Annotated in this window: 17 protein-coding genes; 9 read left to right on the forward strand and 8 right to left on the reverse strand. The window is 59.4% G+C overall.

Annotation, left to right across the window (positions count from 1 at the left end):
• Positions 1-32: 32 nt before the first annotated feature.
• From lipA to IV091_RS04115, 5 genes are all read right to left on the reverse strand, one after another.
• The gene (lipA, locus tag IV091_RS04095; protein ID WP_293465482.1) at positions 33-1,049 is read right to left on the reverse strand and encodes a lipoyl synthase; all 1,017 of its coding nucleotides are present in this window, start codon (positions 1,047-1,049) and stop codon (positions 33-35) included.
• A gap of 41 nt (positions 1,050-1,090) precedes the next feature.
• Complete coding sequence (gene lipB / locus IV091_RS04100; protein WP_293465484.1) at positions 1,091-1,765, reverse strand: lipoyl(octanoyl) transferase LipB; 675 nt, start codon at positions 1,763-1,765, stop codon at positions 1,091-1,093.
• A gap of 22 nt (positions 1,766-1,787) precedes the next feature.
• On the reverse strand, positions 1,788-2,096 hold the full coding sequence (locus IV091_RS04105) for a DUF493 family protein (RefSeq protein ID WP_293465486.1): 309 nt from the start codon (positions 2,094-2,096) through the stop codon (positions 1,788-1,790).
• Positions 2,097-2,148: 52 nt separating this feature from the next.
• Positions 2,149-2,679: a DUF2062 domain-containing protein gene (locus IV091_RS04110; protein WP_293465488.1), complete on the reverse strand. Its 531-nt coding sequence runs from the start codon at positions 2,677-2,679 to the stop codon at positions 2,149-2,151.
• A gap of 64 nt (positions 2,680-2,743) precedes the next feature.
• Positions 2,744-3,190 (reverse strand): DUF4149 domain-containing protein, encoded by a 447-nt coding sequence (locus IV091_RS04115; protein ID WP_293465490.1) that lies wholly within the window; start codon positions 3,188-3,190, stop codon positions 2,744-2,746.
• Between the two features lie 372 nt (positions 3,191-3,562).
• On the opposite strand from IV091_RS04115, the gene IV091_RS04120 reads away from it, so the two are divergent.
• The 9 genes from IV091_RS04120 to IV091_RS04160 all read left to right on the forward strand — a co-directional run bounded on the left by IV091_RS04120 (position 3,563) and on the right by IV091_RS04160 (position 10,735).
• A complete protein-coding gene (locus IV091_RS04120; protein WP_293465491.1) occupies positions 3,563-3,988 on the forward strand; it encodes an ATP synthase subunit I in 426 nt (141 codons plus the stop codon).
• A gap of 22 nt (positions 3,989-4,010) precedes the next feature.
• Positions 4,011-4,904, forward strand: coding sequence for a F0F1 ATP synthase subunit A (atpB, locus tag IV091_RS04125; protein WP_293465493.1), 894 nt, complete (start codon positions 4,011-4,013; stop codon positions 4,902-4,904).
• 45 nt (positions 4,905-4,949) lie between these two features.
• Positions 4,950-5,195, forward strand: a complete 246-nt coding sequence (gene atpE, locus IV091_RS04130; RefSeq protein ID WP_059759036.1) for a F0F1 ATP synthase subunit C — start codon at positions 4,950-4,952, stop codon at positions 5,193-5,195.
• 39 nt (positions 5,196-5,234) lie between these two features.
• Positions 5,235-5,705: a F0F1 ATP synthase subunit B gene (locus IV091_RS04135; protein WP_293465499.1), complete on the forward strand. Its 471-nt coding sequence runs from the start codon at positions 5,235-5,237 to the stop codon at positions 5,703-5,705.
• A 19-nt stretch (positions 5,706-5,724) separates the two neighbouring features.
• On the forward strand, positions 5,725-6,255 hold the full coding sequence (locus tag IV091_RS04140) for a F0F1 ATP synthase subunit delta (RefSeq protein WP_293465502.1): 531 nt from the start codon (positions 5,725-5,727) through the stop codon (positions 6,253-6,255).
• A 61-nt stretch (positions 6,256-6,316) separates the two neighbouring features.
• Positions 6,317-7,870, forward strand: coding sequence for a F0F1 ATP synthase subunit alpha (gene atpA, locus IV091_RS04145; protein WP_293465505.1), 1,554 nt, complete (start codon positions 6,317-6,319; stop codon positions 7,868-7,870).
• Positions 7,871-7,926: 56 nt separating this feature from the next.
• Positions 7,927-8,793, forward strand: coding sequence for a F0F1 ATP synthase subunit gamma (gene atpG / locus IV091_RS04150; RefSeq protein WP_293465508.1), 867 nt, complete (start codon positions 7,927-7,929; stop codon positions 8,791-8,793).
• Between the two features lie 42 nt (positions 8,794-8,835).
• Complete coding sequence (atpD, locus tag IV091_RS04155) at positions 8,836-10,239, forward strand: F0F1 ATP synthase subunit beta (RefSeq protein WP_293465511.1); 1,404 nt, start codon at positions 8,836-8,838, stop codon at positions 10,237-10,239.
• 79 nt (positions 10,240-10,318) lie between these two features.
• The gene (locus IV091_RS04160) at positions 10,319-10,735 is read left to right on the forward strand and encodes a F0F1 ATP synthase subunit epsilon (RefSeq protein WP_293465514.1); all 417 of its coding nucleotides are present in this window, start codon (positions 10,319-10,321) and stop codon (positions 10,733-10,735) included.
• 215 nt (positions 10,736-10,950) lie between these two features.
• On the opposite strand, the gene IV091_RS04165 is transcribed toward IV091_RS04160, so the two are convergent.
• The 3 genes from IV091_RS04165 to IV091_RS04175 are packed head-to-tail and all read right to left on the reverse strand — an operon-like array spanning position 10,951 to position 13,022.
• Positions 10,951-11,490, reverse strand: a complete 540-nt coding sequence (locus IV091_RS04165) for a TPM domain-containing protein (protein WP_293465517.1) — start codon at positions 11,488-11,490, stop codon at positions 10,951-10,953.
• A 4-nt stretch (positions 11,491-11,494) separates the two neighbouring features.
• A complete protein-coding gene (locus IV091_RS04170; protein ID WP_293465521.1) occupies positions 11,495-12,382 on the reverse strand; it encodes a TPM domain-containing protein in 888 nt (295 codons plus the stop codon).
• A 40-nt stretch (positions 12,383-12,422) separates the two neighbouring features.
• Complete coding sequence (locus IV091_RS04175) at positions 12,423-13,022, reverse strand: LemA family protein (RefSeq protein ID WP_293465524.1); 600 nt, start codon at positions 13,020-13,022, stop codon at positions 12,423-12,425.
• Between the last annotated feature and the right edge of the window lie 245 nt (positions 13,023-13,267).

Here is a 13,267-nt window from a genome sequence, read left to right on the forward strand (position 1 = left end):
GCCTGAGTAGCTATTGAAAGTGTAGTGAAGGCTCAGGCGCCCGAGCCTGCTGCCAGCACATGCCCGGCCTGCTGGTCGGCATGGTAGCTGGAGCGCACCATGGCGCCCACGGCAGCGTGGCTGAAGCCCATCTCGTAGGCCCTGGCTTCAAACATCTTGAAGGTGTCCGGGTGCACATAGCGGCGCACCGGCAGGTGGCTGGTGGACGGCGCCAGGTACTGGCCAATCGTCAGCATGTTGATGCCGTGGTCGCGCATGTCCTGCATGACCTGCAAAATTTCCTCGTCGGTCTCGCCCAGGCCGACCATGATGCCGCTCTTGGTCGGCACGTTGGGGTGCAGCGCCTTGAATTTTTTCAGCAGGTTCAGCGAGAACTGGTAGTCGCTGCCGGGGCGCGCTTCCTTGTACAGGCGCGGCGCGGTTTCCAGGTTGTGGTTCATCACGTCGGGCGGCGCGGCTTTCAAAATCTCCAGCGCGCGGTCGTCGCGGCCGCGGAAGTCGGGCACCAGCACCTCGATTTGCGTGGTGGGCGAGAGTTCGCGGATGCGGGCGATGCAGTCGACAAAATGCTGGGCACCACCGTCACGCAGGTCGTCGCGGTCGACGCTGGTGATCACCACGTACTTGAGCCTGAGCGCGGCAATGGTCCTGGCCAGGTTCTCGGGCTCGTGTACGTCCAGCGGGTCAGGGCGGCCATGGCCCACGTCGCAAAACGGGCAGCGCCGCGTGCATTTGTCGCCCATGATCATGAAGGTCGCCGTTCCTTTGCCGAAGCATTCGCCAATGTTGGGGCAGCTGGCTTCCTCGCAGACCGTGACCAGCTTGTTCTGGCGCAGGATGTCCTTGATCTCGTAAAAGCGCGTGCTCGGGCTGCCCGCCTTGACGCGAATCCAGTCCGGCTTTTTGAGCACTTCGCCGCGTTCGACCTTGACCGGAATGCGCGACAGCTTGGCGGCGGCCTTCTGCTTGGCCAGCGGGTTGTAGTCCTCCACACTTTGAACTTCACGGACAACAGGATTGGCGGTAGGGGTGGCTTCTGGAGTGGTCATGGTGTGTGGGGTGTGCTTGGTGTCTTGTCGGGGGTAGGCGTTCAGGGGGCCAGGTGGGTCACGAGCTTTTGGCTCAGTACGCCCGCCGCCTCCTGCCAGCTGGCCGAAACCCCGATTGTAGAAAGGTCTGTGGTTTGCAGTCCGGCATAGCCGCAGGGGTTGATGCGCGAGAAGGGTTCCAGGTCCATCGCCACGTTGAGCGCGACGCCATGGTAGGTGCAGTGGCGGCTGACCTTGATGCCCAGCGCGGCGATTTTGCCCAGGCCGCGAAACGGGTCGGACGGCGCCACGGGGCCGGTCAACGCAGCGTGTGAAAACGGATCGTCCAGCCGCACGTAAATGCCGGGCGCGCCCGCCACGCGGTGGCCCGTCACGCCAAAATGCGCCAGCGTGCGGATCACGGATTCCTCGATACGGTAGACATATTCCTTGATGAAATAGCCAGCCCGCTTGAGGTCGATCAGCGGGTAGGCCACCACCTGGCCGGGGCCATGAAACGTCACCTGGCCGCCCCGGTTGGTTTGCACCACCGGAATGTCGTCCGGGTTCAGGATGTGGTCGATTTTCCCGGCCAGCCCTTGGGTGTAGACCGCATGGTGCTCGCAAATCCATAGCGAATCGGGCGTGGTTTCGTCGCGCGCAGCGGTGAAGTCCTGCATCGCCTGGTAGGTCGGCAGGTAGTCGACCTGGCCGAGTTGGTGCACATGGGTCTGCATGAACAGCATCTGGCTCAGCGTCTCACAGCACCACTTTGACCATCGGGTGCGTGGACAGCGTGCGGTAGAGTTCGTCGAGCTGCTCGCGACTGGTGGCGGTGACGGTGATGGTCACGCCCAGGTACTTGCCGCCCTTGCTTTCGCGCAGTTCGATGGTGGCGGCGTCAAAGGCCGGGTCAAACTGATGGGCGATGACGGTGATCGCGTGGACATAGCCTTCGGCCTTGAGGCCCATGACCTTGATGGGGAACTGCGACGGGTACTCAATCAGCGACTCTGGCTGTGCTGGGGCGGGCTTCGTTTTGGGGGTGTTTTCAGAGGAGGACGTCATGGTGAGAGTTCCTGGTTGAGATGCGGGGAGGGCGTTGGCGGGCGTGTGGGGCCTAGCGGTTGCGGCGTTTGAGCCAGATGCGCACGCGCCAGGCGAGTTTGGCGATGACGTAGCCGGCGGCCGCGCCGCCCACCGCGAAAATGCCCATGCCCAAAATAGTAGGGGCCCCCACCGACCCCAGCCAGGCGAGAACGCCAGCGCCTTCGGCCAGGGGTGCTGGCGGCGGCGCCACCATCACCAGACTGCCGACCCGGTAGGCCAGCCAAAGCCAGAAACCGATCGTGAACGGGTTGGTGATCAATGTCAGGCCTGCGGCCACGGCGATGTTGCCGCGCCACCAGACACAAAAAACGACCGCTGCCAGAATCTGCGCCACTGGCAGCGCGAAAGCCCAGAAAATGCCGATCGCCACGCCGCGCGCCACCGCTTCATGCTGCAGGCGCCACAACTGCGGGTCCAGCAGCCGGTGGGCGACCGGCTTGAGCCAGGGATGGGCCGCAAGCACTTCGCGCGTGGGCAGCGACGCTCTCAGGCGATCTTCCCAATGCGAACTCTTTCGTGCTGCCTTTTTAGAGGTGCTCATGACCGGCGTCTCGCTGATAGGAAATGGGCGGTGCCATGGGTCATCGCAGTGAACGGGTCACGCGTCAGGCCAGAAAAATGACCGCGCCAATAGCCAGTGCGCCCAGTACCAGGTTGAGAAGCGCCAAAAATACGATTTGCCCGGCGCGGCGGCCGCCTTCCGGCCAGTTTGACGCGCTCACCGCCTGCTTGAGGCGGCGGAATGGACCAAAATAAAGATGGCCGAACAGCGCAAACATCAACAGGCCAATGCCCAGCATCAGGTGCCAGCCAATAGGCGCGCCCTTCATTCCAACGCTCAGCAGCATGGGCAAGCCGGTCAGCAGCAGCAGCCCGATGCTCAGCCACACCAGCGCGAAAAACCGGCTCAGCACTTGCGCCATCAGCGGCAGGCGCTGCGGCGGCGGCAATAGCGCTGCCACGGCAGGGCGCAAGGCAACCAACACAAAACTGACACCGCCCAGCCAGACAATTGCAGCGAGCAGGTGCAGGAAATTCATCAGAGCGTACATGAGCGGGTCTTTCGTCGAAGGGGGTTATGGCGAGGTGGCCGCATCAGCACGAGGCGGTGTGACGGGTGTCGCGGCGTGCGGAAAGGCATTTTTTCGGTGCGGCATACTTCGCACGGCACGATTGTGGCTTACTCGCCGGGCGCACCCGCACGGGGACTTCAATCACCAGAAATAAAAATGGCGCGCGCAGGGACTATCCAAGCACGGGGGTTTCTACGTATAATCAAAGGCTTTGCTAATAAGCGCCTCGTAACCTTGGTGTAATTTGTGACTGTCAAAATAACAAATTCGCTCATCACACCTGACGCTCAGGATGCTGCTGTCCACTGGACAGAAGTTGTAGATGAGGCTGTAGAGGAAGGGTTCAAGCCCTTGACGCACGAAGAGGCGCAAAAGATTCGCGCGCTGAATCCTGCTGTCTCTGTCTGGATGGTATTGGCGGGGCAGGCCGTCGTGGGTTTGTTGGTGGCTTTGCTGGCCTGGTTGCTGACGGGGCAGTCCCGGATGGGCTGGTCGGCCGCTTATGGGGCTTTGGCGGTGGTGATTCCCGCCGCACTGTTTGCCCGGGGGTTGTCGCGACAGAAGTCGATGGCGCATGGCAATTCTGCGTTGCTGGGATTTTTTGTGTGGGAGTTGGTCAAGATCGCCTTGACGGTGGCAATGTTGTTTGCCGCGCCAAGGCTGATTGCGGATTTGAGTTGGCTGGCGTTGCTGGCTGGGTTTGTGGTGACGATGAAGGTGTACTGGGTGGCCATGTGGCTGCGCTTGGCGCCAGCAAAGTCACTCAAGAATATTTAATGAATTGATGGACTGCTGACCTATGGCTGCTGCTGAAAACGCTGGAACAAACGCCCCGACGGCCGGGGAGTACATCCGTCATCACTTGCATCATCTGCAAAAAGACTTTTCTTTCCAGAACGTCGAGCAGGTGGGCATTGTTGACTTCAGTCTGTTCAATCTGGACTCGGTGTTTTATTCCATCTTGTTGGGTGTGATTGGGTCCTTCTTTTTGTGGCGTGCTGCGCGCAAGGCAACTTCCGGTGTGCCGGGCCGCTTTCAGGCCGCTGTCGAAATTTTGGCTGAGATGGTTGAAAACCAGGCCAAGGGCGTTGTGCACAATGCCAAGAGCCGTAAACTGGTGTCGCCTCTGGCGCTGTCCGTGTTTGTCTGGATTTTTCTGATGAACGCCATGGATATGCTTCCTGTGGATGCGATTCCCGCGCTGTGGCATGGTGCCGGTCCTGCGCTGGGCTACAAGGATTACATGCGCGTTGTGCCAACGGCTGACTTGTCCACCACATTGGGTCTTTCCTTCAGCGTGCTGATTGTTTGCCTGGTGTACAACATCAAGATCAAGGGCATTGGCGGCTGGGCGCACGAACTCGTGGCAGCACCCTTCGGCGACAAATGGTTTCTGTATCCGATCAATTTTTTGATGCAGATGATTGAATTTACCGCCAAGACCGTTTCGCACGGCATGCGGTTGTTCGGCAACATGTTTGCCGGTGAATTGGTTTTCATGCTGATCGCCCTGATGGGCGGCGTATGGGCCTGGCAGTTCAACCCCCTCACGGGTGGTTTCTGGCTAGGATTCGGGCATGTTGTCGCCGGAACCGTGTGGAGTATTTTCCACATCCTGGTGATCACGCTGCAAGCCTTCATCTTCATGATGTTGACGTTGATCTACGTGGGGCAGGCCCACGATTCACACTAATCTTTCTTTTTTCTTCGCTTCTCTTCTCACTTTTAAGGATAAATCATGGAAAACGTTCTCGGCTTCGTCGCGCTGGCTTGTGGTCTGATCGTCGGTCTCGGCGCTATTGGTGCCTCTATCGGTATCGCCCTGATGGGCGGCAAATTCCTCGAAGCTTCGGCTCGCCAGCCTGAGCTGATGAATGAACTGCAAACCAAAATGTTCATTTTGGCCGGTCTGATTGACGCTGCTTTCCTGATCGGTGTGGCGATTGCCCTGCTGTTCGCTTTTGCCAACCCTTTCGTTCTGTAATTCCCCGGCACCCCTGTCACGTTGGATAAGGAATAAGCCGTGAACATTAACGCAACCCTGTTCCTGCAGGCTGTCGTTTTTGCGATCCTGGTGTGGTTCACGATGAAGTTCGTGTGGCCCCCGATCACAAAAGCGCTGGACGAACGGGCACAGAAAATCGCCGACGGCCTTGCCGCTGCCGACAAAGCCAAGAGCGAACTCGCCACTGCCAACAAGCGTGTCGAGGCCGAACTGTCTTCGTCGCGCAACGAGACCGCCGTACGCCTGGCCGACGCCGAGCGTCGTGGTCAGGCCATCGTGGAAGAGGCCAAGGCCAAAGCCACGGAAGAAGCAGGCAAGATCATTGCTGCAGCGCAGGTCGAAGCAGGTCAACAAACGGTCAAGGCCCGCGAGGCACTGCGTGAGCAGGTCGCTTTGCTGGCTGTCAAGGGCGCCGAGCAGATTCTCCGCAAGGAAGTCAATGCCGGTGTTCATGCAGACCTGCTGGCCCGTCTGAAAACCGAGCTGTAAGCGCACGCTAGAGAAAACTATGGCCGAACTTGCAACCATTGCCCGCCCTTACGCGGAAGCGCTGTTCAAGGCGCAGGGCTCCGATCTCGCTGCTACCGCTGTCTGGCTCGATGAGCTGGCAGCTGTCGCAGAAGATCCGCAACTGCTCCAACTCGCCGAGAATCCAAAGGTCGAGACGGCGCAGGTATTCGACGTGATGACCGGCGTGGTGAAAGCCACTTTGCCGGATGCCGCCAAGAATTTCTTGCGGCTCCTGATCGAAAACGCGCGCCTGCCTGCACTGCCCGAGATCGCCAACCAGTTTCGTTCCCTCAAGAACGCGGCAAGCGGCTCCAGCGATGCAGTTGTTTACAGCGCTTTTGCGCTGGATGCGCAGGCGCTTGCCGATGTCGCCGCTACGCTGGAAAAGCGTTTTGGGCGCAAGCTCAGCGTCAAGGTCGAGATTGATCCTTCGCTGATAGGCGGGATTCGCGCGGTCGTGGGTGACGAGGTGCTGGACACCTCGGTGAAAGCCCGTTTAGAGCAAATGAAAGTGGCGCTGATTTCTTGAGCTGGCGCTCCGGCGCAGTCCCCAGGTTTTTAGCCAACAACATAGAAAGAAGGAAAGAGTCATGCAACTCAATCCCGCAGAAATTTCTGAATTGATCAAGAGCCGTATCGAAGGCTTGACCGTCAGTGCCGACATCCGTAACCAGGGCACCGTGGTGTCCGTGGCCGACGGTATCGTCCGCATCCACGGCTTGTCCGATGTGATGCAGGGCGAAATGCTCGAATTCCCGGCAACCGCTGACGGCACGCCAACCTATGGCCTGGCGCTGAATCTTGAGCGCGACTCCGTCGGCTCCGTGATTCTGGGCGAGTACGAACACATCGCTGAAGGCGACACCGTCAAGTGCACGGGCCGCATTCTGGAAGTCCCGGTCGGCCCCGAGCTGCTGGGTCGCGTGGTCAATGCCCTGGGCCAGCCGATTGACGGCAAAGGTCCCATCAACGCCAAGTTGACCGACGTGATTGAAAAAGTCGCGCCTGGCGTGATCGCCCGTAAATCGGTCGACCAGCCCCTGCAAACCGGCCTGAAGTCCATCGACTCCATGGTGCCTGTTGGCCGTGGCCAGCGCGAACTGATCATTGGCGACCGCCAGACCGGCAAGACCGCTGTGGCCATCGACGCCATCATCAACCAAAAAGGCACGGGCGTTTCATGCGTCTATGTCGCGATTGGCCAAAAAGCGTCTTCGATCAAGAACGTGGTGCGCTCGCTGGAGCAAGCTGGCGCCATGGAATACACCATTGTGGTGGCCGCTTCCGCTTCCGAGTCGGCAGCCATGCAATACGTGAGCGCCTACTCCGGTTGCACCATGGGCGAGTACTTCCGCGATCGCGGCCAAGACGCGCTGATCGTGTATGACGATCTGTCCAAGCAGGCCGTGGCCTACCGTCAGGTATCGCTGTTGCTGCGCCGTCCACCAGGCCGCGAAGCCTACCCTGGCGACGTGTTCTATCTGCACAGCCGTTTGCTTGAGCGTGCAGCGCGCGTGAACGAGAAGTATGTTGAAGACTTCACCAAAGGTGCCGTGAAAGGCAAGACCGGTTCACTGACCGCTCTGCCTATCATTGAAACGCAAGCCGGCGACGTGTCCGCTTTCGTGCCAACCAACGTGATTTCGATCACCGATGGCCAGATTTTCCTGGAAACCAGCCTGTTCAATGCCGGCATCCGTCCTGCGATCAACGCCGGTATTTCGGTGTCGCGTGTGGGTGGTGCGGCTCAGACCAAGCTGATCAAGAACCTGTCTGGCGGTATCCGTACCGACTTGGCCCAGTACCGTGAACTGGCTGCTTTTGCGCAGTTTGCTTCCGACCTGGACGAAGCCACCCGCAAGCAGCTGGACCGCGGTGCCCGCGTGACCGAGTTGCTCAAGCAGGCGCAGTACTCGCCCCTGTCCATCTCGACCATGGGCGCCACGCTGTTCGCAGTGAACAAAGGCTTCATGGACGATGTGGAAGTCAAGAAAGTGCTGGCTTTTGAGCACGGGCTGCACGCCTGGCTCAAGGACAAGCATGCGCCCTTGATGGCCAAACTTGAAGCCAACAAAGCCATGGACAAGGACGCTGAAGCGGAACTGACCACGGCAGTGGCGGCGTTCAAGAAGTCGTTTGCCTGAGCTCGCCTGACTTCACAAAGTCAAGGCAAGCTTTCTAGAAACCATTAGGAATCCACATGGCAGCAGGCAAGGAAATACGCGGCAAGATCAAATCGGTGGAAAACACCCGCAAGATCACCAAAGCCATGGAAATGGTGGCGGCCTCCAAAATGCGCAAGGCGCAGGAACGGATGCGCGCTGCCCGTCCTTACAGCGACAAGATTCGCAACATCACGGCCAACCTGAGTCAGGCCAATCCCGAGTACAGCCATGTGTTCATGGAGTCCAACGACGCCAAGACGACCGGGTTTATCGTGGTGACGACTGACAAGGGTCTGTGCGGCGGTTTGAACACCAACGTTCTTCGTGCCGTGACCGCCAGGCTCAAGGATCTGCAGGCGGCAGGGCTTGACGCGCAGGCCGTTGCCATTGGCAACAAGGGCCTGAGCTTCATGAATCGCGTTGGCGTCAAGGTGGTCTCCCACGTCACGCAACTCGGTGACAAGCCGCATCTCGAAAAATTGATCGGTCCCGTCAAGGTGCTGCTCGACGCGTACAGCGAAGGCAAGGTCAAGGCGGTTTACCTCTGCTACACCAAGTTCATCAACACGATGAAGCAGGAATCGGTGATCGAGCAGCTGCTGCCGTTGACGGCGGACCGCCTGCAGGCCGACAAGGAACAGCACGGCTGGGACTACCTTTATGAGCCGGACCCGCAGTCCGTGATTGACGATCTGTTGGTGCGCTACGTGGAAGCGCTGGTGCTGCAGGCCGTGGCTGAAAACATGGCGTCCGAGCAATCGGCCCGTATGGTGGCCATGAAGTCTGCAACCGACAACGCTGGCAGCGTGATTGGTGAACTCAAATTGATTTACAACAAAACGCGTCAAGCGGCGATCACGAAAGAACTTTCGGAAATCGTTGCCGGTGCCGCAGCGGTTTAAACCGCGATTTCCAAGATTTAAAGAACAGAAAAGGATCCAATCATGGCTCAGGTTCAAGGCAAGATTGTTCAGTGTATCGGTGCGGTGGTTGACGTGGAGTTTGCGCGCAACCAGATGCCAAAGATTTATGACGCGCTCAAGATGGAAGGCTCATCGTTGACGCTGGAAGTCCAGCAGCAGCTCGGTGACGGCATTGTCCGTACCATTGCACTGGGCACGTCAGACGGCATGCGCCGCGGCAACATGGTGTACAACACCGGTGCGCCCATTACGGTTCCCGTGGGAAAAGCCACGCTGGGCCGCATCATGGACGTGCTCGGCGCGCCGATTGACGAGCGCGGCCCGGTCAGCCAGGAACTCACCGCTTCCATTCACCGCAAGGCGCCAGCCTATGACGAACTGAGCCCTTCCCAGGAATTGCTGGAAACCGGCATCAAGGTGATTGACCTGATTTGCCCGTTCGCCAAGGGCGGCAAAGTGGGTCTGTTCGGCGGTGCCGGTGTGGGCAAGACCGTGAACATGATGGAGTTGATCAACAACATCGCCAAGGCGCACTCGGGTCTGTCCGTGTTTGCCGGTGTGGGCGAGCGTACCCGGGAAGGCAACGACTTCTACCACGAGATGGCCGATTCCGGCGTGGTGAACCTCGAGAACCTCGGTGAATCCAAAGTAGCCATGGTCTACGGTCAGATGAACGAGCCTCCAGGCAACCGTTTGCGCGTGGCGCTGACCGGCCTGACGATTGCCGAGTCTTTCCGTGACGAAGGCCGCGACGTGCTGTTCTTTGTGGACAACATCTACCGCTACACGCTGGCCGGTACCGAAGTGTCCGCGCTGCTGGGTCGTATGCCTTCCGCCGTGGGCTACCAGCCTACGCTGGCCGAAGAAATGGGCCGCTTGCAAGAGCGTATTACGTCGACCAAAGTCGGCTCGATCACGTCCATCCAGGCCGTTTACGTGCCTGCCGATGACTTGACCGACCCATCGCCTGCCACGACCTTCGCCCACCTGGATTCCACCGTGGTGCTGTCGCGTGACATCGCTTCGCTGGGTATCTATCCCGCTGTCGATCCGCTGGATTCGACCAGCCGCCAGCTGGACCCCAACGTCGTGGGTGAAGACCACTACGCGACTGCCCGCGCAGTGCAGGGTACGCTGCAGCGCTACAAGGAATTGCGCGACATTATCGCGATTCTGGGCATGGACGAACTGGCGCCTGAAGACAAGCTGGCCGTGGCCCGCGCGCGTAAAATCCAGCGCTTCCTGTCACAGCCTTTCCATGTGGCTGAAGTGTTCACCGGTTCGCCCGGCAAGTACGTCAGCTTGGCCGAAACCATTCGCGGCTTCAAGATGATTGTGGCTGGCGAGTGCGACCACCTGCCAGAGCAGGCCTTCTACATGGTTGGTACCATCGACGAAGCCTTCGAAAAAGCCAAAAAGATGTAAGTAAAGCCGGTGCTTGAACAAGCCGCCTGATGGTTTTTCAAGCACCAACTTTCTTCTCATCTTTTAAATTGGAGTACGTATGAATACCATCCACGTCGATGTTGTCAGCGCAGAAGAGTCCATCTTCTCCGGTGAAGCCCGGTTTGTGGCGTTGCCAGGTGAAGCGGGCGAGTTGGGTATCTACCCGCGCCACACGCCGCTGATCACCCGCATTCGGCCGGGTGCCGTGCGCATTGAAAAGGCGGATGGCACCGAAGAGTTTGTGTTTGTCGCCGGTGGCCTGCTCGAAGTGCAGCCCCATTGCGTGACAGTATTGAGCGATACCGCCATTCGCGGCAAGGACCTGGACGAAGCCAAAGCCACGGCTGCCAAAGCGGCTGCTGAAGAAGCGCTGAAAAATGCCAAGACCGATATTGACATCGCCCTGGCGCAATCGGAACTGCTGGTAATGGCGGCCCAAATTGCCGCGCTGCGCAAGTATCGTCAGAAAAAATAGCCTTCAGGTTTGCGGTGTTGACCAGTCCTTGCGGACCGTAAAACCCCGGACTTCACATCAAAAAGCCTCTGTCTGAACGCAGGGGCTTTTTTCATGGGCCCGAAAACCAGGCTGTTTGGCCGCTCTCAGCCGGAGCGGACAAAGTGGCCGGCGCGGCGTGTTTTTGTGGCTGTGTTGGCCCTGATGTGAATGCAATTTCTTGTATCGCCGGCTGGCTACTGCAGCAAAGGCATATCCGGCAGTTCGTTGGGAGGCGGCGGCTGCGTTGTTTGTGAACCCAGCGGAAAATGCGCCACCAGTACTGCAGAGGTTTCCTCCAATGCCTGCGTCAGCCCGTCCTCATAGCGTTTATCGCGAAACGCCTGGCTCATATGGGCCACGATCTCCCGCCATTGCGCCGGGTCAGCATGCCGCGCCAGGCCACGGTCTGCCACGATTTCGATCGCATGCTCGGCCAGCAGGAGATAAATCAGCACGCCGTTGTTCTGCTCGGTGTCCCAGACCCCGAGCTTGCTGAACATCGCCACAGCCCGCTGCCGTGTGAGGTCGGCGATCGTGGTCTGCGCGCTGAGCCGCCACAGATAGCTGAGGGGCAGCGACGATTCCACGCAAATGCGTATCTCGCCGCTGTGGCGCCGCTCGCTGGCTGCCACGCGCTGGGCCAGTCGTTCCAGCAGATCGGGTGGAACGGCACGCCGGGTATCGGAGGCATCCAGCCACAAATGCCTGGCAAAAAGCTTCAACTTGTTCATCATCGATTTACCAGCGACCGGAAGCGCCGCCGCCCCCGAAATTTCCGCCACCACCGCTGCTAAATCCGCCACCACCACCACCCCAGGGGCCGCCGCGACCGTGGCCACCGCCAATGCCGCCCCAGCCTGAAGACCTGCCGCCACTGCCGAGCGCGCCCAAGCTTGAAAGCAGCGCAAACACCACACCCGCCAAAGCGGCAATGCCTGCAATCAGCAGGCTGCTTGTGAAAATCCAGGCCAGCAAACCGACGGCGCCGCCGGTAATCACCGAGCCCGCCTTGCGCCCGGCCACACTTGAAATCACGCGGGCTCCAACCGGCACTGCAAAAAACAGGAACACGGCCAGGTCCATCCAGTTAAAGCCCTTGATGTTTTGGGCACCGGCTGAGCGCGGGGCTGGCGCAGGCAGGTTTTCACCGCTGATCAGCGCGATGATCTGGTCGGCAGCGGCATCCAGCCCCCCGGCGAAGTCGCCTTGCTTGAAGCGCGGCGTGAGGGCGCTGTCTATGATCTGGCGCGCCGCCAGGTCGGGGATGGCGCCTTCCAGCGCCTTGGTCGTTTCAATGCGAACCTGTCGGTCGTTTTTGGCCACGACCAGCAGCAAGCCGTCCCCGATGGCCTTGCGCCCGATCTTCCAGCTGTCGCCCACCCGCTGCGCATAGGCCGCAATGTCTTCGGGTGCCGTGGTGGGCAGCATCAGCATCACGACCTGCGCGCCGCGTGCTTGCTCGAAAGCCGTCAGCTTGGCCTCAAGCGCCTGCAGCTGGGCGGCATTCAGGGTGCCCGTCTGGTCCATGACATGGGCTGTCAGAGGCGGGACCGGCTGCACACTTTGCGCCAAAGCGGCCAAGGGCAAGCAGAGCGCAAGCAACAGTGTGGCCCAGCCCAATGCCATGAGGCGGGAGCGGTAGCCTGAGGTCAACGCGATGGTCCGCCTATTTCTTGTTGAAGTCGACCACCGGCGGCGCGGAAATCTGCGTCTCGTTTTGTACTGTGAAGTTCGGCTTGACCTGGTAGCTGAACACCATGGCTGTCAGGTTGCTGGGAAAACTGCGCGTCAGCACGTTGTATTCCTGGACCGACTGGATGTATCGGTTGCGTGCGACCGTGATGCGGTTTTCGGTGCCTTCGAGTTGAACCCGCAAATCGCTGAAACCCTTGTTGGCCTTGAGGTCAGGGTATCGCTCGCTCACCACCATGAGCCGGCTCAGCGCACTGCCCAGCTCGCCCTGGGCCGCCTGAAACTTGTTGAAAGCGGCAGGATCATTGAGCGTTTCGGGCGTCACTTGAATTGACGTTGCCTTGGCGCGCGCTTCAATGACCTTGGTCAGGGTATCTTGCTCAAAGGCCGCTTCGCCCTTGACTGTTGCCACTATATTGGGCACCAGGTCCGCACGGCGTTGATACTGGTTCAGAACTTCGGACCAAGCGGACTTGGTTTGCTCGTCCAGTCGCTGGAAATCGTTGTAGCCGCAGCCTGTCAGCGTCAAACTTAATACTGCAGCCAAGACCAAACTAAAAAAACGGGAATTCATGGCAATGCCTCCAAAATGCAAGCCTTAACACTAACATAGTTAAATCTGGCAGCCCAGCCCTTTTGATGCAGACCACGAAGCGGCGTTTCAGCGGGCCCCACGATCAATCCGCCTGTTTTTGACTCAAACTGATAGACCTATGGCCAAACCCAAACTCCCGCCGGCCGGCAACGGCAGCGCTGACGACATCGAAGCGGCTTTTTACGACGCGCTGCAAAGTGGTGACATCGACAAGCTGATGGCCT

Origin of the sequence: Polaromonas sp., from assembly GCF_018780625.1 — a bacterium.
Lineage (GTDB): Bacteria > Pseudomonadota > Gammaproteobacteria > Burkholderiales > Burkholderiaceae_C > Polaromonas.

What these genes read in the sequence shown, in the direction of transcription:
- atpB (WP_293465493.1), top strand. Translation starts at nt 4,011, where the DNA reads ATGGCTGCTGCTGAAAACGCTGGAACAAACGCCCCGACGGCCGGGGAG.
- atpE (WP_059759036.1), top strand. Translation starts at nt 4,950, where the DNA reads ATGGAAAACGTTCTCGGCTTCGTCGCGCTGGCTTGTGGTCTGATCGTC.
- IV091_RS04165 (WP_293465517.1), bottom strand. Translation starts at nt 11,490, where the DNA reads ATGATGAACAAGTTGAAGCTTTTTGCCAGGCATTTGTGGCTGGATGCC.
- IV091_RS04160 (WP_293465514.1), top strand. Translation starts at nt 10,319, where the DNA reads ATGAATACCATCCACGTCGATGTTGTCAGCGCAGAAGAGTCCATCTTC.
- IV091_RS04140 (WP_293465502.1), top strand. Translation starts at nt 5,725, where the DNA reads ATGGCCGAACTTGCAACCATTGCCCGCCCTTACGCGGAAGCGCTGTTC.
- IV091_RS04170 (WP_293465521.1), bottom strand. Translation starts at nt 12,382, where the DNA reads ATGGCATTGGGCTGGGCCACACTGTTGCTTGCGCTCTGCTTGCCCTTG.
- atpG (WP_293465508.1), top strand. Translation starts at nt 7,927, where the DNA reads ATGGCAGCAGGCAAGGAAATACGCGGCAAGATCAAATCGGTGGAAAAC.
- lipA (WP_293465482.1), bottom strand. Translation starts at nt 1,049, where the DNA reads ATGACCACTCCAGAAGCCACCCCTACCGCCAATCCTGTTGTCCGTGAA.
- atpD (WP_293465511.1), top strand. Translation starts at nt 8,836, where the DNA reads ATGGCTCAGGTTCAAGGCAAGATTGTTCAGTGTATCGGTGCGGTGGTT.
- IV091_RS04110 (WP_293465488.1), bottom strand. Translation starts at nt 2,679, where the DNA reads ATGAGCACCTCTAAAAAGGCAGCACGAAAGAGTTCGCATTGGGAAGAT.
- atpA (WP_293465505.1), top strand. Translation starts at nt 6,317, where the DNA reads ATGCAACTCAATCCCGCAGAAATTTCTGAATTGATCAAGAGCCGTATC.
- IV091_RS04115 (WP_293465490.1), bottom strand. Translation starts at nt 3,190, where the DNA reads ATGTACGCTCTGATGAATTTCCTGCACCTGCTCGCTGCAATTGTCTGG.
- lipB (WP_293465484.1), bottom strand. Translation starts at nt 1,765, where the DNA reads ATGCAGACCCATGTGCACCAACTCGGCCAGGTCGACTACCTGCCGACC.
- IV091_RS04105 (WP_293465486.1), bottom strand. Translation starts at nt 2,096, where the DNA reads ATGACGTCCTCCTCTGAAAACACCCCCAAAACGAAGCCCGCCCCAGCA.
- IV091_RS04175 (WP_293465524.1), bottom strand. Translation starts at nt 13,022, where the DNA reads ATGAATTCCCGTTTTTTTAGTTTGGTCTTGGCTGCAGTATTAAGTTTG.